The organism is Methanosarcina sp. DH2, assembly GCF_020804225.1.
In the GTDB taxonomy this organism is placed as follows: Archaea; Halobacteriota; Methanosarcinia; order Methanosarcinales; family Methanosarcinaceae; genus Methanosarcina.
The window spans coordinates 23,079-46,252 of the sequence record NZ_WJBI01000007.1 but is presented as its reverse complement, the minus strand read 5'-3'; the positions used below and the strand labels follow the sequence as shown (position 1 = coordinate 46,252).

Here is a 23,174-nt window from a genome sequence, read left to right as displayed (position 1 = left end):
AAAACAGATACTATATAAATCCAGAATAAATTATATAATTGTGAAAAAAATCAATAGAAAATAATCCAGTTCAATAGTAAAGTCTTTGTCAGTAAAAAAGAGCTAGAAAATGAAAAGACCTCTTTTCCAGAAGAAAAAAAATTCTGCTGGGAAGTTTGGAGACATAATTTATAAACATTCCGATTTCTTCCAACTTTCAGACTGCCCTATCTCCTTCCTACCAGTCGTAAGAAGTTTTTTCATATTCTTAACGCTCTCTGCACTTTAGCTCAACGCGCAGACCCGGACATAAAATCTGAAAGTCCCAGCTGCTTAACCTTGTGGTTTTCAAACAGAGAGCAGATATCATAATCCAGAAGCTCGATTCTCTGTCTGGTATAGCTCGAGACCCCATACCTCTCTCCGATCTCTTTTGAAATTTCAAGGTATTTGCGGACGGATCCCTCGTGCACGGTCAGTATCACATTGCCTCCGCATTTCGGACAGGTTCCGGTAAGGGGTGGGCGCCTGAATTTCTCTGCACATTTGATGCAGCGCATCCGCTGTCTGGAAAAAGAGCGAAGGTTCCCTATCAGATCCGGAAGGAAATGGGACTTGAGCACCCTTTCAGCTACATCCGGCGCATCCACTGCCCTTATCCTGTTAGCCAGAGTAAGCTGGGCCTCCATTTTTTCAATCATACTCCCAAGAGTCTTATATGAGGAATTAAGAGGGCCTGCAGCAATATTCGAGGTATCATGTGTAAACATGAAATGTTCATACTGTTCGGGCGTCCCAAGCCGGCTGCTAACCAGGTCCATAATACTTTCAAGATCAGTGGGGTTTCTGATCTCCTGCGTAGCCCTGTAAAATTCGAGAGGATAGTGCGCAAGAACATCGATATTATGGGCTTCCTTATCCACTTCCTTGGGGTCGATCCTCGTAGTTAGCACGAGAGGAGCATCCATCTTTCCACCCCTTTTGTCTGGCAAATATGACCTTGAAAAATTGAGGATTCCATCCATAAGGAGCATTATGCAGTCTTCATCTCCATCACAATTCCTGCGTTTTGAAGCATGGAAAAAAGGATGGGCGTATCCTACGGAAGCTTTCGTAAACCCTATGAGGCGCCCGAGTACTCCTGCGGAAGTATGAGGAGCAAGCCCTATGAGCAGTGCCCCTACAAGGTCCTGAATAGTTTCGGCATTGTAATAGGGCTCAATCTTATAATACTTCACAAGAAGGTCATCCACGTATTTTGCAGTACGCAGCATATACTCGCCCCCGTCATAAGATATCACAAGATCCTGAACTTTCAGGCAGGTAACCTGGTCATCCCTCTCAAGGGGATTTCCATAAATATCCTCCATATAGCCGAGTTCCCGGAGTTTGGCTGCCGTAATTCCCAGTTCATCAGCCCGGATGTGGGTAAGGGGGATATCTGACATATCATAGCGTACGGTCCCATCCTTAAAAATGTAAACATCATGTTTTGCGCGCAGGATTCCTTTTTCCAGAGGCTCGGGAGTCATCTGCCCGTTCATGAGCCGCTTTACTCCCTTGATCAGATCCATTTTTTCTCTTTCCCCTACATTCTCAAAAGCCTGCTTGTAAATAGAACGAAAATCCAGTTTTACATTTGCAACTGAAGTCGGCTTTCTCCCGCACTTGGGGCAGGTCTCAGCACCCCGTACATCGATTTTACAGCGAGGGCAGGAAAGTTTGGGATTCGTAAATTCGCCGCATTCGCAGCGCCAGAAATAAGCCTCTTTCCCGCAGGCAGGGCATTCTCTAAGCCCCAGTTCCACTTCAATTTCTCCTATCTTTCCATTCATGCAGGATGTGTAGTCGGAGGCAGAGACAAGATTTCGCGTAATTCCCCCGGAATTGTTTATTGGAAAGAGAACCTGGGCTGCAGGGGACATCTTGCGCAGGTCGGATTTTTCCGGCCTTCCCATCCTTGCCCCTATTCTTGAAGGAGCTCTCGGGTATACCTTAAACCCGCTAAGAATACCTGCAGCTTCCACCATATTATCAGTATCTGGCATACTGGCTTTTTCTTTGAGGGAACGTTCAAGCCCGAGGCATAAAATAAACGGAAGAGCCTCTTCAATAAAAATTTCACCTTTTTTTACCCTGTGCAGTACAAGGAGCTTTTCAAGCACCCATTTTATACCTTCTTCAAGGGAAGTTTCCAGGGGCAGTTTAAGGACTCCTGCGCCGGTTGACTCATCTGCCAGAAAGATCCCTTTTTCAGCCACGAATTTTCTCAGAGCTTCAAATTCGTTCCGGTTTATGTCGTGCCAGAGATAGGTGAATTTCGGGTGCAATGGCACATTAAATCCCTCTGCAAGCCTGAGAGCAAGGGCAACAGATGGGTTTTTCAGCTCATCCTCGGGAATTTTTTCAGGGCAGACTGCCTGATAATCGTACTGCCACCATTCAAAAACATAGGGTGAAGGCATAAGAGGGTGATTATTTTCCAGGAAGTCACCGTAATTGATAAGAATTTCCCCGATATCAACAATTACTTCAACCTGTGGGCGGAGTTCATATGCCTCCTTTATATTATCTATACGGATAAGGTCTCCAGAAAAAAGTCTTACCGTAGGTCCTTCTATTGAGTCCACGGCAGACATGGCTGCCGCTTTTCCGGGCCTTTCAACCTTGAGCTGGGTGCCGTTAGCTATAAAATCGTCAAGCAAGACCATACTGGCAGGACTGATTCCTGCAGAAGCAAATGAAGTGTTTCTTGACCGCCCGTATCGCAGCCTGAAACCTCCCGGCCTCGAAGGGTGAGAGAACACAGGCCTTCCGGCGATCAGGTCACGAATATATTTGTCCTTTGGCTTGATCTTATTTTTCTGCTCATCTTCAGCACTCTCTCCGCTTTTAGCGCCTCCGATGAGTGTCTCCAGCCAGTCCCATCCGTCCATCTTCAACTTGTTAACATGCTTCTTGACTTTGGGGGCCTTGAGGGCGAGACCTTCGGCAAGCACGAGGCACATCCCCCCACGAACACGGTTTGTCCCTATCCTCTCTAGATTCCTGTGCCCTTCGACCTCTGCCTCTTCAGTAGGGTCCCCATCAATGCAAACAGGGCAGTTCCGGACTATAAGGCGGATTTCATCTTCGGAAGGCATGTATTGCAGGCTTGCAACCCTCTTGTAAAGCAGGATTTCTTCCACATAGCGCTCTACTTCCTCATCTCTTGGCTTGTAGCGGTCAATCCCGATCCCACGCCTCACATAGTCGCCGACAAGCACGGAAAGAGCCTGCGCAGTCCCTCCTGCGCTTCGGATGGGCCCGGAATAAAAGATCCGGATATACTGAGATCCGTCGTCATTTTTCCCGAGATCTACCTTATCTATTCCTTCTATAGGAGCTGCAACCACCCCTTCGGTCAGGACTGCCATGGAAACACGGATAGCAGCTTCCACTGCATCTTTTTTTGTTGGAAAACTTCCTACAATCCCTTCGGCAACCTGTTTCCCGATTTCAAGGGCAGCTTCTTCCCTGGACATCTTGACCTCAAGTTCCCGGATCTTTGCAGCAACCCCCTGGACTCCAATAAGGTTTTCGACCCTATCTGCAAGGTCTTTGGCAAGGGGAATTTCTACAAAGGGTTTCGGATCTCCGCCCCGGGCCCGGGCCCTGTTTGCAACATCAATTGCCTTTTTTAGCCTCGCCTCAAGCCCATTAAAGTATTCATGCATTTCCTCACTTGCAATCGTTTCACCCATCTTGAAAAGCCCCTTTTTGGAGAAGAAAGAAAAAAGATTATCTCTGCTTGCGTAGAGATCCCGCAGCGAAGAGGCCCGACATAGAAGTTACAAAGAAGACAAAAACTCCTGCCCAAAGAAGATAATACCCGATATCAATACCAAGAATATTTATATTGAGAGTCTTCAAAAGTAGACCTGCAGCCAGGATCGCAAGGCTTACTCCTGTTGTTTTTTTGTTCTGCTTCCGGACTTTTTTATAAGCCCGCATTTTTTCCATCTGTTCTCTTTTTTCCGCCTTCAAGAAAATCTCTCTCCAGTATACTACAAAAATAACTATCATATATGACTGTCAAATCTGACTGTCAAACTCTCACTTATACTATCGCAATTTAACCGGCATTCCCGATTCAAACAGCGTGCCTTATGGACGCGGCTTCTCTTAACCGATTAAGAAGTGCAGCTCCAAGTCCTGAAGGGTTAAAAGAACCATCAGCCAGAATTACATCCAGACTTTTCGCGTCCAGAGTTCTTAGCCCTTCAAAAAGTTTTCTGGCAGCTTCTTCCGGCTCTTCGTAAGGCCCCAGTAAAAAGCATCCGTGGGCACTCAGTCCTTCAGAAGCAAAAAAGCCTGCGGTCTCATTACTAATTAAAAGCCCTACTTTCTTTCCTTCGAGCAGGTAATTTTCAAGCAGGGTACCAATCTTTTCAGAAACTTTTTTTCTTTCTCCTTCTACAAGCACAACCTGCGTATCAGGAGTATAGTGACTGTACTTCTGGCCTGCCTGTTTCTCAGATATAGCCTCTCCATCTTTGGCTTCAGCTCCCATGTATGTGGGCCTGACTTTACCTATAACGTTCTCGAGCTCGTCAATTCCCACGGCTCCGAGTCGTAGAACCACAGGAGGTTCTACTGTCATATCAATCACGGTTGACTCAAGCCCTATGGCTGTCCCTCCCCCGTCAATAATTACATCAATCCTGCCTGCAAGGTCAGCAAGGACATGGGCTGCCAGACTGGGACTGGGCTTTCCCGAAAGGTTCGCGCTCGGAGCAGCCAGAGGAGTGCCTGCCCTTTTTACAAGCTCCAGAGGAATCCTGTGATCAGGCATGCGGAGTCCTATCGAAGGCAGGTTCCCTGAGGTAATTTCCGGGACAATGCCATTTTTTTCAAGAACGATCGTAAGTGGACCAGGCCAGAAAGCATCCATAAGCCTGAAAGCTTTTTCAGGGACATTTTTTGCGACTTTTCCAAGGTCTTCCCTGGAATGGACGAGCAGGCTGAGAGGGTTGCCGGGCGGGCGTTCCTTTGCCTTAAAAATTTTCCGGACAGCGTCAGGGTCGAGCCCATCAGCTCCAAGCCCATAAACGGTTTCCGTGGGGAAGGCAACTGTCCCGCCCCTTTTGATAATTTCTGCAGCCTTGTCAAGAATATCGTCAAAGTTCTCTTCGGATACCCGGAAAAATCGGGTCTCTCTTTTATTTCCGTTTTCTGCTTTCACCAGAAGTAAACCCCTTGCTGATTACTATCCTGCTATTGTTTCTGCCTTTTACATCTGTAACTGTTTCTGCCTGTAGTTGGTTCCGGTTATCCAGTCTGGTTGTTACTTAGAAGCTTATTTCTTCAGCCATTTTCCGAGAGCGACTTCAAGTTCTTTGTGGTCCTTCGAATAGTCCTGCAAGCTGACTCCTTCAAGGCTTGCTTCAAGGGCCTGCCTGCAGGCAGTGGCTCCAGCTGCCGTGCCCATCGGGTGCGCATGAATTCCACCACCGAACTGCATAATAACATCTTTTCCGAAGATAGAATAAAGGTCCGGAATCATTGTAGGGGCAAGCCCTCCGGATGCTACCGGGAACATAGGCTTTAGCCCTCCCCAGTCCTGGTCAAGGACGTGCTGGCTTTCATCCGCAGGCACTTTATCGAGCACACACTGATCTCTGAGATTCAGAACTTCATGCTTTTCTCCGTGCATCTTTCCGACTACAGTGCCTATGTGGAGCTGGTCAAGCCCTACCAGTCTGCAGAGTTTGGCAACTACTAGCATGCTTATCCCGTGGCGTGGGTTTCGGGTATAGGCTGAATGCATGCAGCGGTGAGCATGAAGAGCCAAGCCTGCGTTCTCAGCCTCTTCGCGCAGGGTCTGAATGGCAGTCCAGCCCGCAGGCACGATGTCAACCATTGCATAGCTTGCACCCAGGTCTTTAAGGACATTCATGCGGCGGATCATCTCTTTACAGGTCGGGGCAGTAACATTACAGAGGTACATTTTTCGCTCCCCGGTTTCCGATTCTGCCTTTTCTGCGAGCTTAAGGGTGAGTTCGGCTCTCTTTTCAAAACCGTTAAATTTCTGGTCGGTCAGGTTCTCATCATCTTTAACGAGGTCACAGCCCCCGGCAAAGGAATTGTAAGCAACCTCCGCATGTTTTTCGGAGTTCAGGCCAACTTTAGGCTTGACAATAGTCCCTATAAGCGGCCGGTCCTGCACACCAACAAATTTCCTGATTCCCTGCAGCCCGAAATTCGGACCTTTAAACTCACGGAGCATTGAACTAGAGAAGGCGATGTCCTGCAGCCTGAGGTTGTCAACGACTTTCATGCTCAGTATATTTCCTGCAACAGCACTGAGAACCTGAGGGACAGAGCCCAGTTCAAAGAGGTCTTCCGAATAAGCCACCCTTACAGTCTGTGCTTTCTCATTCGCGTAAAAAACATGGGGCTTCAATTTCTCTGCAAGTTCGGGACTCAGTGTAGCAATCTCAGTCCAGGAGTCTATGGAACTTTCCCCTGCCATATGGGTAGCAGCTTCCTCAAAATTCACTCCTGCTGACGGTTCTATGTGGAATTCACAGATCAGATCCGTATCTTTAGGGCTGTAGCCAATATCTATGTAGTCCCTGCGCATGTTGTCTTCTCCTGATTAATAATCATTTTAGAATCGAATTCAGTAAAAATCCAGTAAATACAATAATCGTCTTCGTTGAAGGAAGTAACTGAACATTAATAAGATTTGTTTACTCGTATTAACAAGGCCTTAATTGAAATCTTGACTGAAATGAAAAAATAAAAAAAGGAGCCAGAGATTTGGCTGCTCTATGTGGAAAAATGGCTAAGAAAGTTCTCGAAAGTAAAAGTCTTTATGTAACCCTTTTTATTGCTCCAGTTTCAAAGGGTTTCCGATACCAAGGCCCACCAGGCGGGTTTCTTTCTGGGCTCCGAAACCCGGATTAAAGTCCTTTCTTTCAAGGTCAAAACGGACCTGCTCTTTCTGAAGCCCGTACCCGTCCATATGGTCGAAAATCAGTTTTTCCATAAGTCCCAGCCCATAGTCCACAGCCTCATGATAATTATCTGCAACCTTCCGTTCCATTTCAGAGAACACGTGATACTGCTCGGTCCCGTGACCTGCCGGACGGATTAGAATTTCGCTTCTTTTGACAATGTTGCCAGCCAGGGACCCTGCGGCATTGCCCACTTCATGAAATTCCGGAATACGGATATCTGCATCGATAAATTCTCTGAGTTCGGGTACGTAAGCTTTGACAGGAGCCCCTATCATTACGACGGGAATATTGATTTTGAACTTTGTGAAACGAGAGCTTGTCAGTAGTTTTTCAAGGTATTCCCGTTTGAAATCTTTTGCAAAGAACGTCAGCAGGTCAAGAGCAATATTCCTTGCAAAAGTCTTTTTTATTTCCCTGGAAAAGCTTTCAGGGTCCAGCCCGAGATAGCTGCCAAGAAGTTCTGCTCCCAACAATGAGGCAGTGCTGTTCCATGCCTCATACTCTCCAAGCACATGCAGGGCGTCAGTAGGTGTAAAACCTATGTGGCAAATGCAGCGCTTCTGGACCAGGGAGCGCAGAGCCTTTACGAACTGCAGTGGATGTTTTTTAACTATTTCTGCAATATCGGATACTGAAACTGGCTCATATCCTATAGCATCGAAAATCTGACGTTCATGGTTTTCCAGTTCAAATTCAATAGAGTAATTAAGTGCCTGTATATCATCATCAGATTCAGGACTCCCGCTCCTGACAAAGAAACTAGCTGGCTGGAAGATATCATTCATTATCCTGTCCGAAACTTTTTCGGCTTTCCTCAACTTATCTTCGATGGAAGGATAATCTGAAGCTGCAAAGCAGAGGGGGATAACCCTGTTAGGGCCAATATAAAGTTGTCTCTGTACCCAGATGTGGCTATCTCCTCCCATAGCCGAAGTTCTGATCCTGACCGCCCTGACCATGGTTTTCCAGTTTCCCACTACAGCTCCGTTTTCACTTATTTCGGGAACTCCGTCTTCTATCAGAGCAATATCAGTGCTTGTGCCTCCAACATCCACAGCCACGCAGGTTTTCAAGCCGCTTATATGGGCAGCCCCTACAAGGCTTGCGGCAGGGCCTGAAAAAATGGACTCCACAGGTTTTTCGAGCGCTTCTTCTATGTGTGCAAGAGAGCCATCGCATTTCATTACCATCATGGGAGCTTTGATATTTCTCGCTTCCATCACCGATAAAACAGCCCGGATGAACTGAGAAGTTATCGGGATCAAGCGAGCGTTCAGAACTGCAGTTACTGCCCTTTCATAAGCTCCAAGGCTCAGGGAAAGTTCGTGCCCGCAAACCACGGGTTTATCGGTCAGCTGTTCTATTGTTTTTTTTACTGAAAGCTCGTGTTCCGGGTTCCTCGCGGAAAAATAAGAAGATACAGCATATGAAAAGAGCCTGCCTCTGGTGTCGTTAACGAATTGTTCCGCAGCTTTAAGGTCAAGGCAGCTAACTTCGTTTCCTTTTGAATCATGGCCGCCACCTATGGAAATTGTTTCACGTGCCGGAATACCTCCGTTTACCGTATAGCCTGTCAGAATCAGCCCTGCAGGATGACCTTTACCCTCCAGTGTGGAGTTTGTAGAAAGAGTTGTGGATACCGAAACAAGTTTTATATTGCCCAGATACTCCTGCTTTAAGCCTGCAACTACATTTTCTATCCCTTCAACCAGATTGGAATGCGTTGTTAATGCCTTGTTAAAATCAAGAATCCGGCCTTCTGAAAGATCCATTAAAACAGCATCTGTGTATGTTCCACCAGTATCAATTCCTAAACCAAGTTTCATGGTTTATAATTTATTTTCAAAAAAATATAACATAGCCGATCAGGATTTTGTAAGAGCATAAGATTCTGCAGGAGGGTAAAATATTAAGGGGTATGAAATAATAGAGGGGGCAAAATATTGAAAGAAAAGAACAATGCAGGCAACAGGGAAGGAAGCAGTGAAAAAGAAAAACAGGTAATACGGAGAATGCAGGTAAAAGAAATCTGAAGTTCTCAGGACTTTTTGTATTCTTAACCCGCCTGTCATATTATACTATTAAATTATACTATCCACAACCCGCTCTTTTTCTCCGGAGGAGAAAACTCTGTGAACCTGCAGATGCCAGCGCGTACATTCGGGCTCAGGCACTTCAAGCTCTATGTAGTTGTAACATTGCAAGGCTTTTCCCCGGATTTTGGACGAGCAGACTGTTCCTGCACTGACAACAAGCATGTCGTTTAATCTCCAGACCCAGGGAATATGCCAGTGCCCGCAAAGCACAAGGTTCACACCTGAACGGTCCAGAAGCTCAAGAACGTCTCCTGCGTCCACGAGTACATTATTTCCCCTGCCTGTCCTGGGAATTGGAATCAGGTGGTGGTGAAGGGCAAAAACCTTAAAACCGTCTTCTGAGAAAGCATTCTCTATCCAGCCATAGTTTTCCCTTCCGATGTGCCCTTCTTCAAGTTCCGGCTGGGAAGAATCAAGCCCTACAATCGTGACCTCACCAAAACGACCTGAAGAAGTCCTGGCTTCAAAAATATCCTCAAAAAAAAGGTAACCCGCATTTCTGGAATCATGGTTTCCGGGAACTATCACTTTGTTTCTGCATTCGATCCTATCAATGAAGTTTTTTGCCCCGTTATACTCGGCTGCGAGCCCGTTTTCCGTAAGGTCTCCTGTAATTACAACAATATCAGGGTTATCCTGATTTATTTTTTCAAGCATTGAATCTGCAATCTCAGGAATATAGTATGCCTCTGAGAAATGGATGTCTGAAAGATGTACCATTCTTATAATATCTATTCCTCTATGCCTGTTTGTTCATATTTCTGACTTTTCAGGATTAGAATTCGCAGAGTATAATATATAGTTATTCGATTTAGTCTATGTATTAAACAATAGATAAATAATAAGCAAATGATCTATATTTAATATATACTTCCCCAGTGTTTAAAAATAGAGCCCTATTAAATCAAGAAACCTAACTTGAAAAGCTGAATAAGGAAAATTGAATAAGGAAAATTGAATAAGGAAAATTGAATAAGAGAAAAATCCGAAGGCCCCCTGAAGAAAAAAAGCAAAAGATTGAGTTTAGAGCCAGAAAATATGAAAAATCAGATGAGACAGAAAACAGAAAAAATGAGATTGAACCAGAAATCCGGAACTAAAACCCGACGATAAAAAGATCGGAGATCCAGTAAAAATAAAAAAATGAATGTGTTTGGGAAACACACTCATTTAATCTTTACTTTCTTCTCTTTCCTGCATATTCATCCATGCAAGTGCCTTCGCAGCATTTTACTCCCATCCTGTAAGCCGCCCGAGCTATCATGTGCCCGGAGATTGGGGAGGTAAGGAGGATGAAAAGTGCGACTGTAAGGGCTTTAATGCCCATCGGGGTAGCACCCTCCTGAAGAATTATACTCAGGAGAACTCCGAAAGCTCCCAGGGTGCCGACCTTGGTAGTTGCATGCAGCCTGTTATAGACATCAGGCAGGCGAAGGAGGCCAATCATACCCAGAGATAGGAAAAAGATCCCTATTATGAGACTGATGATACTCAGAATGTCTGCAACTAGCGCCAGTTCACCAGCCATCAGAGCACCTCCCCTTTATCAAGGTATTTTGCCACTATGACCGTCCCTACGAAGGAAATGATTGCAAGAAGCATGGCTACGTCCATCAGGAAGATCGAGCTTGCCTGATAGGCGTAAAGCGCAAAAATAACACACAGGGCATTACCCATGGCGTCTTCTGCCGCAATCCTGTCAGCAAGGGTCGGGCCGTACAGAACTCTGTAAATACAGGGCGCTGTGGCAACTACCAGCACAATCAATGCCAGGAAATCTGCCTGTTCCAGTGAGATTATCATTCGAATGCCTCCAGAACATATTTTTCAAGATCATCCCTGATGGAATCACGGATTCCCTGTGGATTGGTTGCATCGATTGAATGGACATAAAGAATGGATTGGTCATCCGATATATCCACGGTCAGGGTTCCGGGAGTCAACGTAATCGTGTTTGCAATCCCGGTGATGCCTATATTGGTCTTGGCCCTTATGGGAACCGCGATAATTCCGGGTTTGATGTTGATTGTAGGGCTGAGAACAATCTTTGCGACAACAATATTGGCTTTTATGATTTCTTTGATCAGTACATAAAAGTACTTGATTTTCTTGGGAATCTTTGCAAGCCAATCTCCTGTCGGGTGTACCACTTCATCCAGCCTGTAAAGTTTGCTGAAAGGCTCTACAACTATCATTCCGAAGATGAGGCCAAGAAACAGACTGCCGATGGTTACATACCCACTGACCAGACACCAGACGACCGGGAGTGCCATGTAAGTAATCAAACGACGCTTCATCTAATCACCCTCAATAATACTGCATCAATATACGGCTGCGGATCAGTGACCTGCATCGCTATCGTCTGTGCAATGTCAAGGACCGGGTTGGCAAATAGTCCGAGAATGAACACAAGAGCTGCCAGAAGCATGATCGGACCTACGATCAACATGGACAGTTTGTGATGGGAGTATTCCCCATACTGCGGGTCCCTTTCTCCCCAGAACATAAGCATCCAGCCTCTGAACATATAGAACAGAGTAAAGACTGCAAATAGTAACGCAATAGCGATAGGGAGATAGAATGCCGATCTGAGTCCTGCATCGAAGAGGGAGAACTTACCAATAAATCCGCCCATCGGGGGTACTCCGCCAATGGACATGGCCCCTACGAGGAAGGAAAAAGCCATTAAGGGATTGCTGTTGATCATACCTCCCATCTTACGCATGTCCCTGGTTTCTGCATGGTGAATAATTCCACCCGAAGTAAGGAATAACATACTCTTGGCGATGGCATGGTTTACCATGTAGACAAAGGATGCCGCAACAATTAAAGTCCCGCCTGCAATTTCACCTGCATCGAGTGCAATCGCTCCCATTCCGAAACCCAGGAAAACATATCCTATCTGCGATACACTGGAATAAGCCAGCAAACGTTTGACGTCATTCTGTCCTATTGCAGATGTAGCTCCAAGTCCTATAGTGATAAGAGCGAGCAGTAAAATGATCGGTCCGTACACTCCTTTGAGAGGTGCAAAGATAACAAACAGGATCCTGAGTATACCATAGGCTCCGATTTTGATAATCACACCACTGAGCATCGCACTGATCGGGGACGGTGCTGTTGGGTGAACATCAGGAAGCCAGTAGTGCAGAGGAAAGACTGCTGCTTTTCCAGCGAATACGATGATGAAGAGCAGACCAATAGCGTACATGTGCCAGGGCATTGTACCTGCTTCAGCAAGAATCCTGACCTTAAGTGCAATGTCAGCCATGTTCAGGGAACCAACGGATGCATACAGGGAAGTAACTGCAAGCAGCATCGCGTTTGAACCGAGCATGTTCAGGACAATGTACTTCATTGTAGCTTCCATCTTATCCGAGATCTTCGTAACCTTTGAGGTTTCGTTTGCAACGATCAAAGCTCCTGAAGAAAGCAGCATGATCTCGAAGAAGACAAACAGGTTGAAAATGTCGCCTGTCAGGAAGATTCCGTTGATGCCTGCAAGCATAAGGTTGTACAGAGAATGGTAGGTCAGGTTCAGGGATTTACTCTCTATGTAATCATAGGAATAAATCAGACCCATACAGCCTATAAGGCAACTCAGGACAACCATACTTGAACTTAAAAGATCGGCTACAAGCACGATTCCGTACTTTCCGAACTCACCGACCTCATATACTATGATTCCATCGTTCCAGACAGTATAGATAAGTAGTCCGCTTAAAGCCAGCAGACCGAGACTCACTATTATATCAAGAGCCTTTTGGAATCCCGGGTAACTCTTACTCAGGATAGTAAGAGGAGCCATTAGCAAAGGTATGGCAATCAGGAACATGGGCAGATGCTGCATTAAAAAGCTCATCCCCATAACCTCCTGAGTTCCCCGACATCAACAGTACCGTATTCTTCATTAATGCGGTATGCAAGGGTCAATACGAAAGCAGTGGTTGCAAGCCCGATTACGATTGCAGTGAGCACGAGAGCTTGCACAAGAGGATCCACGAAGTCCATATACGGATTGGTTGTCATTGGCCCGATTATTCCAGCTGTCAGGTTATCATTATAGATAAGGCCCTGATTAAGACCCTCAACAGCTTGATGGTGCTCCAGAATCGGCACAAGTGTACCGTCGGTGAAGACACCGCCTGCAACTATGTAAAGGTTTATGGCATGGGATATGATCCCGAAACCGATGATAACTTTCATCATATCCCTGCGGAAAATCAGGAAAGTTCCGATTCCAAAGAGCAGGGAAATGGTAAGTGCGAGAAGAGTGTTATTCATTTTCCACCCTCCGAAGCTTTGTCAGTTCCTACTTTAGTCACGATAAACAGCAGTCCTCCGACCACCACAAAGTACACACCAAGGTCAAAGAACATGGAAGAAACCAGTTCAAGCTCACCAAGATGAATACCTCCCACTACTACAGGAATGAAATCAAATGCACTTCTGAAGTAGTTGTGGCCTGCAAATAAAGGAGACCATGCTGTAATGCTTGCAAACAGGAGTCCGTAGCCAAACCAGGTATGCCAGTCAGGGTTCCAGATTTTCTTGATATCATCTAGCCCATACGCTACATAGATGAGCCCGATTCCGCAAGCACAGAGTACACCACCAATGAAACCTCCGCCAGGCCTGTTTCCACCGATCAGCAAAAGGTCGATAGAGTACAGCATATCTATCATCAGACAGATCTTTGCAACCGTTTTGGTAATTATTGTGGTCACTCTTCTTCACCTCCCTCAGCTTTTCCAGCTCTGCTCAGGATCAGGTTATAGACACCAAGGGCTGCAAGGGAAAGGACTGAAATTTCTCCTATGGTATCATACCCTCTGAAGTCCACGACTATCACGTTGACGACGTTAAGTCCACCTGTCATTTGCAGGCTCTTATCTATGAAATAGTGAGAGAAGGACTCAAACGGTGCCAGCATTCCAGCATTTGCATTTACCATTAAGGCAAAAACCGCAAATGTAACTACTGCCGAGATTGCAAAATTCACCATAACCTTACCCGCTGGCATGGGTTCCTTGAATTTTTGAGGAATCTTAATGATTGCCAGGATGAAGATAATGGTTGACAGTGTTTCTACACAAACCTGTGTCATTGCAAGGTCAGGAGCCTTCAGGTACATGTAAAGCAGGGACACCAGGAAACCCAGAGCCGAGAGAGACAGGACTGCAGGCAAATATCTCGGGATTACCGTAGCACCGAGCGCTGCTACAATCATCAGAGCATAAAGTACGATCTCATAAGGCTGTGAATTGAAATTCAGCCCTGCAGGGAAGATACTTCCCAGGCTTATACCCTGGGTATACACCGGCCACAGGATCAGGAAGATCATGAAAAGCATTGCGGCTTTGATATAACCTCCGATAGGTCCTGGCTGAGTAACTGCTCCGAACTTGGCAGCTATGCCTTTTGCATTGTTTACGGTTGCGTCATACCAGTAGTTCACGCTAACCCAGGGAAGCTTTGCATTGAAGCTGTTCTGCCAGGCAGCTATTGAGTCATAGAACTTGTAAAGCACAATACCGATGGCAAAGGTTGCTATCGTCATCAGAAGCGGTGTGGTAATTCCATGCCAGAGCTGTATATGAAGGTGTTCTGCATGCGGGACAAGGCCGCTGTAGGCAGGCTGAATCAGGGTTTCAACCGGGAATTTGGGATAGAGCCCGAAGAAGATGATCAGACCTGCAAGGAAAACTGCAGGAGCTAGCATGACCCAGGGAGCATCGTGAATGTGGTGAGGGACATCATGGTCGTGGGTCCTATGCCCAAGGAATATCCCGTCTATCAGTTTGATAGAGTACATAAGAGTAAATACACCACCGAGCACTGCGACAGCCGGGAAGACAATAGCCCATGGACCTCCATAAGTTTCCGAAACCAGCGCCCCGATCTCAACGGATGTCTCATAGAACATTTCCTTGCTCAAGAACCCGTTAAGTGGGGGGACACCTGCCATTGAGGCCGCTGCGATCACCGCAACTATAAACGTTTTTGGCATTTCTTTACGCAAACCGCCCAGTTTTCTGATATCTCTGGTTGTCGCCTCGTGAGCCACAATACCTGCTACCAGGAAGAGGGTAGCTTTGAAGGTTGAGTGGTTCAACAGGTGGAAGGTTGCTGCAGCAAAGCCCAATCCCGGGTGTTCTGCAGTACTGTAACCATACATAGTCATCAGATAGGCCAGCTGGCTAATTGTTGAGTAAGCCAGAATAGCTTTGATGTCGGTCTGCCTGAAAGCCAGGAAACCTGCCATCACCATGGTTATCATACCTGTTCCTGAAACCAGAATCAACCATTCGGGAGTACCCGAAAGGATGGGGTGCATCCTTGCAACCAGATAGACACCAGCCTTGACCATTGTAGCCGAGTGCAGGAAAGCACTGACAGGGGTCGGAGCTTCCATTGCATTGGGCAGCCATATATAGAACGGTCCCTGAGCAGATTTGGAAGCGGCTCCCAGGAAGATCAGAACAAGGATTGCAACATAAAACGGACTTCCATGGAATGTTGAAAGGATTTCGGAGTTCTGAGCGACTTCAGAGATTCCATAGGTGCCTGTAACAACCCTGAGCATCAGGAAACCTGCGAACATTAGAAGTCCGCCACCGGCAGTTATCAGAAAAGCCTTGGTTGCGCCGTATACGGATTCCGGTCTTTCTCTCCAGTATCCGATAAGCATGAAAGATGTTATACTAGTCAGTTCCCAGAAAACAAACATCTGGATCGTATTATCTGTATAGGCAATGCCCAGCATTGCACCCATAAAGAGTAAGAGCCACTGGTAGTACCTTGGCAGATCTTCCTTTGTGGACATATAACCGTTTGAATAGGACATGATGATAACACCAACGCCTGAAACGATTAATGCCAGGAGAACAGCCATGCCGTCTCCGTAAAAGTCTAAGGATAGACCAGCTGTCGGCATCCAGTCCCACGAACCCTTTACAGGAGTGCCTGCCATAGCGTACGGGATTACCTGAGCATTCAGCACAAAACACGTAAATGCGATAAGTGCCGAAATCCAGCCAATCCTCTGTTTGAATACGCGATATAATACAGGTAATGTCCATGCGAGTATAAATGGTAAAAAGACAGCTATTACTATTGCATTAAATGGATCCATTAATCATCAACCCAACCTCTGTAGTTTTTGGTTATTAATAGTGAATACTAGTCAGGTTCAAAAGTTTCAATCCAGAATTCAATCCACATAGAAAATAAAGATATAATGTAATCTTATATTTCCTCGCGTATACTCTTTTGTCATATAGTAAAAATGTTTCGGTTTTTACTGGACACATCTTCAGTATCAAGCAAACTATTTTGCGTCCAAAATTGCACACGAAATCTTCCCAAATTATTCCATTATTACAGTAGATACCTCCCTTTCAGAACTTCAGATTTATTAGATAATTTAAAGTACATCCCGCTTTCCTGATTGAAATTTTAGATATACTCAGTTCTTAATGCTACCGATTCTATCTTGATAGAGGTTTAATGGAATGTATGCGAAGTACTCCAAATTAGAACTAAATAAATATGAAGGACTAAATCGATAGCATAAGGTTCACTAATTTCCATGTGGATTCTCAAATATTTGAATATTTCCAAAAAACACTATAAAGAAAAACAGCAATTTCGAGAAAAAAATATGAAAAATAAAGGTCAGAGAAATTTTTTTTCCTTTTTGAGTAGCAATTTGATCAGAAAAGTTAACTAAATTAATTGATAAGTTACCCCCTCGATCAGTATAATTTATTTAAATCATTAAAACTGTGAATCAGAAGATTTAGTTTGAGAAAGCAACAGAGAATGATTCAGTAGCAGGCTCGTTTGAATTAATTCTATATTTAAATATATATGATTGTATACCAAAAAAATGAAACTTGCAGATAAAATGAATTAAATAGATAAAAAAGAGAATTGTGCGCATTGAAAGTAAAAAAAATCAAAATAGAAAGAAACTCGAAAAAAAGTTTTTTGTCAAAAAAAAGAAATGATTGACAAAAAAAGTTCACAAAAAGGAAAAGAGTATATCTAACATAATTCTTCGAAACTTTCTGTCTGAAACTGTCAGTGAAGTGTTCTGAAAATGTTTTCAGGAATAGGTTCCTGATAATGAATGATAATTACAAAATTTACCTGGCGGACTTTAAAAACTCCATAGCTATTATAAAACGACGTATATTTAAAAAGTACATGTGCCAGATAAAAAGGCGCAGTGAACCGCTACATAGATGAGCCCAATTCCGCAAGCACAGAGTACGCCGCCAATGAAACCTTCGCCAGACCTGTTCCCACCGATCAGTAAAAGGTCGATAGAGTACAGCATATCTATCATCAGACAGATCTTTGCAACCGTTTTGGTAATTAACACAAAGATCTATGCGAACCAACAAACTACATTCTAGGTCAAAGATAAAAAGGTATAGTGAATTAAAATACAAAGATCCGTAAAATGCCATTAGTAGAAACTGCTGATAAAAAAGTCCAGAATTATTTTCTCTTTTATAATTAAAAATGGCTAAAAGAGGTTCATAATTGTTTCTCTTTCATAGTAAAGAGGAGAAAAACAATAATCTTCTGTATTGCTGGTTATAATGAGCATATTTATCAGGGTTCAGGCTTTGTTTCCTGTCCTTCACCCTGAAAGGGGTTCTCTGTCTTTTCTATAATTAATTGATCTCTATTGCTACAGGACTTTCTTCGGGGCAACGCCTGAAGGTGATCTCAAGCACCCCATTTTTGTAACTTGCTTTTGCACTCTTCGGATCCACAAGGACGGGGAGTTCTACGTCTTCGGAATATTCAGAAAGCCCAAGGACTTTAATTTCAAGGTGTTGAGATGTAGCGTGCAGCAGGAGATTTTCCTTTTCAGTCTCCGGGAATTCTGCAAGTACATGCACCATGTCCTCATTTTCAAATATGTCAATTAAAGGTTCTTTTGTTTCTGGGGTAAAGAAGTTCTCTTCGTTTTGAGAGTATTCCGGAACGTTTCCGAATTCCCGGAGTTCAGGATCTTCCCCCGGGCGGTGAATGATCGAAAATCCGTAAACAAAGGGGACGGACTCTCCCATTTCTTCCAGGAGGGCTTCGATCATCTCTTCCAGGTTGTCAAAAAGTTCAGACCCAAAATCTTCAAAGAAATCCTTTCTTTTTTTTGTGCCCACCATTATTACCTCTTATTTTCCTCTCGCTCCCGAATCACTCTATATTGATCGAAGTTCGGGAACTGGATTCCAGCCGGTTAAAGGTAACTTCCAGCACACCATTCTTATATGTGGCTTTAGCGCTCTGGGGGTCCACCTTTATGGGCAGTTCCACACGCTCGGAATATTTTGGATTCCCATCTAATGTTTCGATGTCAAGTATTAAATCAGTTGCGTTCAGTTGAATATTTTCTTTCTCGATGCCCGGCATCTCGGCAATCACATGGACTGTTTCCTCGGTTTCCAGTACATCAATAAGGGGTTTTCTTATGTCAAGGTACCGTTTTTCTCCGGTCTCCGTCTGCTCAAACATCGGAATATTTCCGAATTCCCGGATTTCAGGCTCTTCCCCTGGACGCTGGGTTACGGAAAAACCGTAAACAAAGGGATGCTGCCCGAAGTTATCCATGCTCATTCCCATAGCTGTGCTAAGGCGCTCAAATATTTCTTCCATATCCTTCAGGGGATCAATTCCGAATATTTCATCGAAAAAACTTCTTTTTCTCCTGTCTCTGTCCATCTCATCACATCATTATTAAGTTATGCGTCTTGAGTTTCTTAAATGAGTACTACTCAAATCAATAAGACCATTAATTGAAATCAAGAGGCTATTAATTGAAATGATTACTCTTTTTAATAAAAATTAAAAAAGCCGGCATTTACCGGCACTTCGGCATTTCAGGCAAAGTCTCACTCAGCCTGCAGAAAACTTGGGATTTCTTTTCCCTCTATTTTATTTTCCTGTTCTTTTGATTCAGACTTCTCTTGTTTTACTTCGGAAGCTTCTTCCTCAAACTCAGTTGCATACCTGGCAAAGAGTTCGGCACTCTTTTCATACGCATTCAGTGTTTCTCTGGAGGTTGTAGGCTTTACACGGCGAATTGCTTTTTCGAAGTGTTTTTTGGAAAGCCGAACATCTCCTGCTCTCTCCTGAATGCCCTTTCGGTCGATACCCGGAGTAACTATTTCCCTGAGGGCGAGCATTGCAGCTTCCCTGCAGATGCCTTCGATATCTGCACCCACATATCCCTCGGTCATATCAGCAAGTTCTGAGAGCTTTACATCTTCTGCAAGGGGTTTTTCTTTTGTGTGGATCTCAAAGATCTTCTCCCTGCCTTCTTTTCCAGGAGGCTTGATGTAAATAAGCCTGTCAAAGCGGCCAGGTCTGAGGAGAGCAGGATCTACCATGTCCGGCCGATTTGTAGCAGCGACTATGATTACATCCTTGAGTTCCTCTATCCCATCAAGTTCCGTAAGGATCTGGCTGACCACCCTTTCGGAAACGTGAGTGTCGGAAACGGAGCTTCTTTGAGGAGCAATCGAGTCAATCTCGTCAAAGAAGATTACAGTCGGAGCAGCCTGCTTTGCTTTCCTGAATGTTTCCCTGATTGCACGCTCGGATTCTCCCACATACTTGCTGAGTAGTTCGGGGCCCTTAATGCTGATGAAGTTAGCCTCACTTTCGCTTGCAACGGCTTTTGCAAGCAGGGTCTTGCCCGTACCCGGAGGTCCGAACAGAAGTATACCTCTTGGAGGTTTTATACTGACAATCTTGAACATTTCAGGATACTTGAGGGGCCATTCCACAGACTCGATAAGTTCCTGTTTTGCTTTTTCAAGTCCACCTATATCATCCCAGCCCACATGCGAAACTTCAATGTAGACTTCCCTCATTGCCGAAGGTTCGATGTTCTTCAGGGCTTCTCTGAAGTCTTCCCTGGTGACCATGAGGTTGTCAATGATTTCCTGCGGGATCTCCTCTTCGATATCGATTTCAGGAGTGATTCTCCTGAGAGCATGCATTGCAGCTTCCTTACAGAGAGAGGACAGGTCAGCTCCTACAAAACCATGGGTTACATCTGCAATTTCGCCAAGGCTCACTTCATCTTCAAGAGGCATGCCTCGTGTGTGGATCAGGAGAATCTGCTTTCTGCCGTTCCGGTCAGGAATTCCGATTTCGATCTCCCGGTCAAACCTTCCGCCGCGGCGGAGAGCCTCGTCAATGGAGTTAGGACGGTTTGTGGCAGCGATTACCACCACTTCACCTCTGGACTTGAGCCCATCCATCAGGGAAAGTAGCTGGGCAACGACCCTTCTTTCCATTTCTCCGGTGACTTCACTGCGTTTGGGAGCAATGGAATCGATTTCGTCTATAAAGATAATGGAAGGTGCGTCCTTTTCAGCCTCTTCGAAGATCTCTCGGAGCTTCTGTTCACTTTCTCCATAGTATTTGGAAACGATTTCAGGACCGCTGATGGTGATAAAATTGGCATCGGTTTCGCTTGCAACTGCCTTTGCAATCATTGTCTTGCCCGTTCCGGGTGGCCCACGGAGAAGGACACCTTTGGGAGGCTCGACCCCCAACTTCTGGAAGAGTTCAGGGTGCCTCATTGGCAGCTCGATCATTTCCCTGACAAGCTGGATTTCACGCCTGAGCCCACCTATATCTTCGTACGATACACCTTCAGGCGTCTTAATTTCTTCAATGGATTTTTCTTTAATGATAATTTCAGTATCTTTGGTAACAACAACCGGGCCTGCAGGTCTTGTAGATGCTACGACAAAAGTCAGAGGGTTATTTACAGTTTCAACCCTTATCTGCTGGCCTTTGTTCAGAGGTCTGCCCTCGATTATTCTCAGGATATAATGAGCCCCGCCCACAAGCCTTACAGGCTGGGATGGAGCAAGTGTAACCCTCTGAGCGTGTTTTGCCTGGACTTTCTGAATCGTAACCCTATCATCAATTCCAACCTTCGCATTGCTGCGCAGGTTTCCGTCGATTCTGATCCTGTTCTCCTGTCCGCGCTCGACATTCGGCCAGACAATTGCATAAGTCTTGGATTTGCCCGAAATTTCAATTATATCCCCGCTTACAAGCTCCATTTCCTGCATCAGGCGGGTATCAATTCTTGCAATTCCCCTGCCCACATCTTTATGATAAGCCTCAGCTACTCTCAGATTCATTTCTTCAGTCATTTATTTTCAACCCCGGTCTCACATATTTTCCAGTACTGCTGATTATTTTTAATCGTATATTCAACAAAACCCCTTTCTGCAAGGTCCATAAGATTAGACATTATAACGCTCGGATGAAGACGCAGATTATAGCAGAGGACAGCCGATGTAGCTTCATTTTTAAGAAGCTCGAACAGAAGCTCACATTCTACAGGATTTCTGGCAGCCCCTTCAATTGAGTCCAGGCATTTGTCCATCAATTCCATATATTCAACCTGCAGCTGTTTTTGCATTTGCACAAGCTCTTCCTGCCTTGCTTTGAGTTCCTGGAGCCTGTTACTTAGTTTCAGGAAGAAGCAGGACGATTCATTCCTAGCAATATTTTCTTTCTTCTCGACAGCAGATCCTTCCCCTTTTTTTTCCCTGTCAAAATTAATGTCCTGAAGAGACACTGTATATGCATAAGGTGATACGGACACCTCAAGTCTCATATTATTTGCAATATTGAAGTACTTGCGCCTCTGCTCATCCACACTGCATTCGATCAGCCCTGACTGTTCTAACAGGCTCAGATGACTGATAATCGCCTTTGGCCCTACCCCCAGCCTGCCTGAGATTTCACTGACATAGCATGGGCGGTTTGCAAGAAGCTGAATAATCTTCCTGCGGTTTTCATTCCCCAGGATGTCAAGTAGTTTTGCTGGGTCCATTTTTTCCCTCTGGTAATTATCGAAATGTTATGATGTATAATTAGCTATAAGTTTTGAATCTTATTTTTTATATATTTTAGCCATAATTATTATAATACATGTTTTATATTTGACACAGATTTAATAGTGACCCAGGCTTTTTCTGCAGTTCGTTTGAGTTGTTGTCTTCCTGCTACCCAATCTCCGGTAAAGAGAATTCACGATCCGTATGGAAGCAGTTACACAGAAAAATCTTCCTGGAACCCCTGGCCAGAACACTAACTATTATACGTGCGCAATAGTTAGTAACCATTAGTTATCAATATTATTATATAAAGTTTTCTGTTAAACTGGTAATGTCAGAAATTACCCGAAAATTTATCAGAAATTTTCCAGCAGTGCAGACTTGTTCAGCATTATCAGGACCTGGATTTGTTCAGGGTTATCGGCATATATATAGAAAAATCCAGGTCTGCACAGAGAAGAGGTTGTTTGCTAAAAAAGTGAATGAAAAAAGAATAGGTTATTAAAAACCTTATTCGTTAAAAAGCTTCATCGTTAAATCGCTTTAATTATCAAAATTTCATTCCCGTAATTTGAGGTTTCAGCAGTGATTTTCCAGGCAGGATAATATGTAGTTTGGCCTTTATATTCGCAGGGATAAGTGTCAAAACCGTTGAAGTAAATAAATTTGACATCAGTGATTCTGGTCCTTCCCAGTGAAAACATTGGCAAATTACCTTTCTGAGTGACAAAATTTCGGTTACTTACCTGCTGGATTATGTATTTACCCGAATCATTAAAACCCATCATTTGGGAACTTTCTATTTGTCTGGGTTCAAGATCTGTAGCATGACCGGTTAAGTTAAACATGCTTTCCGCAATTCCATTATTAGCAACAAGGAAACAAATTTCCCCGGTATATCTGTTATTATGAGACTCATTATAATACTCATCGGAGTTAATAAAACTGACATTCAGGGCGCTGGAAGAAGATCTACCTTGATACACAGGGAACTGATTTACAGGTATTGAAGGAACTTCAGTATCAAGAGTTATTCTTTGGTTTGTAAGGATGCTCCATATCCGTACAGTCCCTTTATAAGGCATATCCTCTTTCATGGGTGGATAATAATTAAAAGATTCATAGAATAAAGGCAGAGCAGCATAGTATAATACTGCCATGCCAATAATGATTAGAATTACAGTTTTTACTTTTTTCTGCATATG

At 44.5% G+C, this 23,174-nt stretch carries 19 protein-coding genes; all 19 read right to left on the bottom strand.

Annotated elements, in window-relative coordinates:
* Positions 1 to 269 precede the first annotated feature (269 nt).
* The gene (locus FXV91_RS10475; protein WP_229390530.1) at positions 270 to 3,722 is read right to left on the bottom strand and encodes a DNA polymerase II large subunit; all 3,453 of its coding nucleotides are present in this window, start codon (positions 3,720 to 3,722) and stop codon (positions 270 to 272) included.
* A 37-nt stretch (positions 3,723 to 3,759) separates the two neighbouring features.
* A complete protein-coding gene (locus FXV91_RS10470) occupies positions 3,760 to 4,005 on the bottom strand; it encodes a hypothetical protein (protein WP_229390529.1) in 246 nt (81 codons plus the stop codon).
* 106 nt (positions 4,006 to 4,111) lie between these two features.
* Positions 4,112 to 5,203 (bottom strand): L-threonylcarbamoyladenylate synthase, encoded by a 1,092-nt coding sequence (locus tag FXV91_RS10465; protein ID WP_229390528.1) that lies wholly within the window; start codon positions 5,201 to 5,203, stop codon positions 4,112 to 4,114.
* A 114-nt stretch (positions 5,204 to 5,317) separates the two neighbouring features.
* Complete coding sequence (gene rbcL, locus FXV91_RS10460) at positions 5,318 to 6,604, bottom strand: type III ribulose-bisphosphate carboxylase (protein ID WP_229390527.1); 1,287 nt, start codon at positions 6,602 to 6,604, stop codon at positions 5,318 to 5,320.
* Between the two features lie 246 nt (positions 6,605 to 6,850).
* Positions 6,851 to 8,809, bottom strand: coding sequence for a hydantoinase/oxoprolinase family protein (locus FXV91_RS10455; protein WP_229390526.1), 1,959 nt, complete (start codon positions 8,807 to 8,809; stop codon positions 6,851 to 6,853).
* Positions 8,810 to 9,064: 255 nt separating this feature from the next.
* A complete protein-coding gene (locus FXV91_RS10450) occupies positions 9,065 to 9,799 on the bottom strand; it encodes a metallophosphoesterase (protein ID WP_229390525.1) in 735 nt (244 codons plus the stop codon).
* A gap of 457 nt (positions 9,800 to 10,256) precedes the next feature.
* Positions 10,257 to 10,607, bottom strand: a complete 351-nt coding sequence (gene mnhG / locus FXV91_RS10445; RefSeq protein ID WP_229390524.1) for a monovalent cation/H(+) antiporter subunit G — start codon at positions 10,605 to 10,607, stop codon at positions 10,257 to 10,259.
* On the bottom strand, positions 10,607 to 10,882 hold the full coding sequence (locus tag FXV91_RS10440) for a cation:proton antiporter (protein ID WP_229390523.1): 276 nt from the start codon (positions 10,880 to 10,882) through the stop codon (positions 10,607 to 10,609). The genes mnhG and FXV91_RS10440 overlap by 1 nt, the downstream gene beginning before the upstream one ends.
* Entirely contained in the window at positions 10,879 to 11,376 is a 498-nt protein-coding gene (locus FXV91_RS10435; RefSeq protein ID WP_229390522.1) for a Na+/H+ antiporter subunit E, read from the bottom strand. The genes FXV91_RS10440 and FXV91_RS10435 overlap by 4 nt, the downstream gene beginning before the upstream one ends.
* Positions 11,373 to 12,941, bottom strand: a complete 1,569-nt coding sequence (locus FXV91_RS10430; protein ID WP_229390521.1) for a proton-conducting transporter membrane subunit — start codon at positions 12,939 to 12,941, stop codon at positions 11,373 to 11,375. Before FXV91_RS10430 ends, FXV91_RS10435 begins: the two co-directional genes overlap by 4 nt.
* Entirely contained in the window at positions 12,938 to 13,363 is a 426-nt protein-coding gene (locus FXV91_RS10425) for an NADH-quinone oxidoreductase subunit K (protein WP_229390520.1), read from the bottom strand. Before FXV91_RS10425 ends, FXV91_RS10430 begins: the two co-directional genes overlap by 4 nt.
* Positions 13,360 to 13,806 (bottom strand): monovalent cation/H+ antiporter subunit B, encoded by a 447-nt coding sequence (locus tag FXV91_RS10420; protein WP_229390519.1) that lies wholly within the window; start codon positions 13,804 to 13,806, stop codon positions 13,360 to 13,362. The genes FXV91_RS10425 and FXV91_RS10420 overlap by 4 nt, the downstream gene beginning before the upstream one ends.
* A complete protein-coding gene (mbhE, locus tag FXV91_RS10415; RefSeq protein ID WP_229390518.1) occupies positions 13,803 to 16,214 on the bottom strand; it encodes a hydrogen gas-evolving membrane-bound hydrogenase subunit E in 2,412 nt (803 codons plus the stop codon). Before mbhE ends, FXV91_RS10420 begins: the two co-directional genes overlap by 4 nt.
* Positions 16,215 to 17,279: 1,065 nt before the next feature.
* Positions 17,280 to 17,468 carry an MnhB domain-containing protein gene (locus FXV91_RS10410; RefSeq protein ID WP_229390517.1) on the bottom strand — a complete coding sequence of 63 codons (189 nt, stop codon included), beginning with the start codon at positions 17,466 to 17,468 and terminating at the stop codon, positions 17,280 to 17,282.
* Positions 17,469 to 17,766: 298 nt separating this feature from the next.
* A complete protein-coding gene (locus FXV91_RS10405; protein ID WP_229390516.1) occupies positions 17,767 to 18,264 on the bottom strand; it encodes an Hsp20/alpha crystallin family protein in 498 nt (165 codons plus the stop codon).
* 31 nt (positions 18,265 to 18,295) lie between these two features.
* A complete protein-coding gene (gene hsp20, locus FXV91_RS10400) occupies positions 18,296 to 18,820 on the bottom strand; it encodes an archaeal heat shock protein Hsp20 (RefSeq protein WP_229390515.1) in 525 nt (174 codons plus the stop codon).
* A gap of 170 nt (positions 18,821 to 18,990) precedes the next feature.
* A complete protein-coding gene (locus FXV91_RS10395; RefSeq protein ID WP_229390514.1) occupies positions 18,991 to 21,276 on the bottom strand; it encodes a CDC48 family AAA ATPase in 2,286 nt (761 codons plus the stop codon).
* A complete protein-coding gene (locus FXV91_RS10390; RefSeq protein ID WP_229390513.1) occupies positions 21,273 to 21,965 on the bottom strand; it encodes an ArsR family transcriptional regulator in 693 nt (230 codons plus the stop codon). Before FXV91_RS10390 ends, FXV91_RS10395 begins: the two co-directional genes overlap by 4 nt.
* A gap of 537 nt (positions 21,966 to 22,502) precedes the next feature.
* Entirely contained in the window at positions 22,503 to 23,171 is a 669-nt protein-coding gene (locus FXV91_RS10385; RefSeq protein ID WP_229390512.1) for a hypothetical protein, read from the bottom strand.
* Between the last annotated feature and the right edge of the window lie 3 nt (positions 23,172 to 23,174).

Excerpts from the sequence above, each read along its gene's own strand:
- hsp20 (WP_229390515.1), bottom strand. The coding sequence starts at position 18,820 with ATGGACAGAGACAGGAGAAAAAGAAGTTTTTTCGATGAAATATTCGGA.
- FXV91_RS10405 (WP_229390516.1), bottom strand. The coding sequence starts at position 18,264 with ATGGTGGGCACAAAAAAAAGAAAGGATTTCTTTGAAGATTTTGGGTCT.
- FXV91_RS10430 (WP_229390521.1), bottom strand. The coding sequence starts at position 12,941 with ATGAGCTTTTTAATGCAGCATCTGCCCATGTTCCTGATTGCCATACCT.
- mbhE (WP_229390518.1), bottom strand. The coding sequence starts at position 16,214 with ATGGATCCATTTAATGCAATAGTAATAGCTGTCTTTTTACCATTTATA.
- FXV91_RS10385 (WP_229390512.1), bottom strand. The coding sequence starts at position 23,171 with ATGCAGAAAAAAGTAAAAACTGTAATTCTAATCATTATTGGCATGGCA.
- FXV91_RS10425 (WP_229390520.1), bottom strand. The coding sequence starts at position 13,363 with ATGAATAACACTCTTCTCGCACTTACCATTTCCCTGCTCTTTGGAATC.
- FXV91_RS10475 (WP_229390530.1), bottom strand. The coding sequence starts at position 3,722 with ATGGGTGAAACGATTGCAAGTGAGGAAATGCATGAATACTTTAATGGG.
- FXV91_RS10435 (WP_229390522.1), bottom strand. The coding sequence starts at position 11,376 with ATGAAGCGTCGTTTGATTACTTACATGGCACTCCCGGTCGTCTGGTGT.
- rbcL (WP_229390527.1), bottom strand. The coding sequence starts at position 6,604 with ATGCGCAGGGACTACATAGATATTGGCTACAGCCCTAAAGATACGGAT.
- FXV91_RS10450 (WP_229390525.1), bottom strand. The coding sequence starts at position 9,799 with ATGGTACATCTTTCAGACATCCATTTCTCAGAGGCATACTATATTCCT.
- FXV91_RS10395 (WP_229390514.1), bottom strand. The coding sequence starts at position 21,276 with ATGACTGAAGAAATGAATCTGAGAGTAGCTGAGGCTTATCATAAAGAT.
- mnhG (WP_229390524.1), bottom strand. The coding sequence starts at position 10,607 with ATGGCTGGTGAACTGGCGCTAGTTGCAGACATTCTGAGTATCATCAGT.
- FXV91_RS10390 (WP_229390513.1), bottom strand. The coding sequence starts at position 21,965 with ATGGACCCAGCAAAACTACTTGACATCCTGGGGAATGAAAACCGCAGG.
- FXV91_RS10440 (WP_229390523.1), bottom strand. The coding sequence starts at position 10,882 with ATGATAATCTCACTGGAACAGGCAGATTTCCTGGCATTGATTGTGCTG.
- FXV91_RS10455 (WP_229390526.1), bottom strand. The coding sequence starts at position 8,809 with ATGAAACTTGGTTTAGGAATTGATACTGGTGGAACATACACAGATGCT.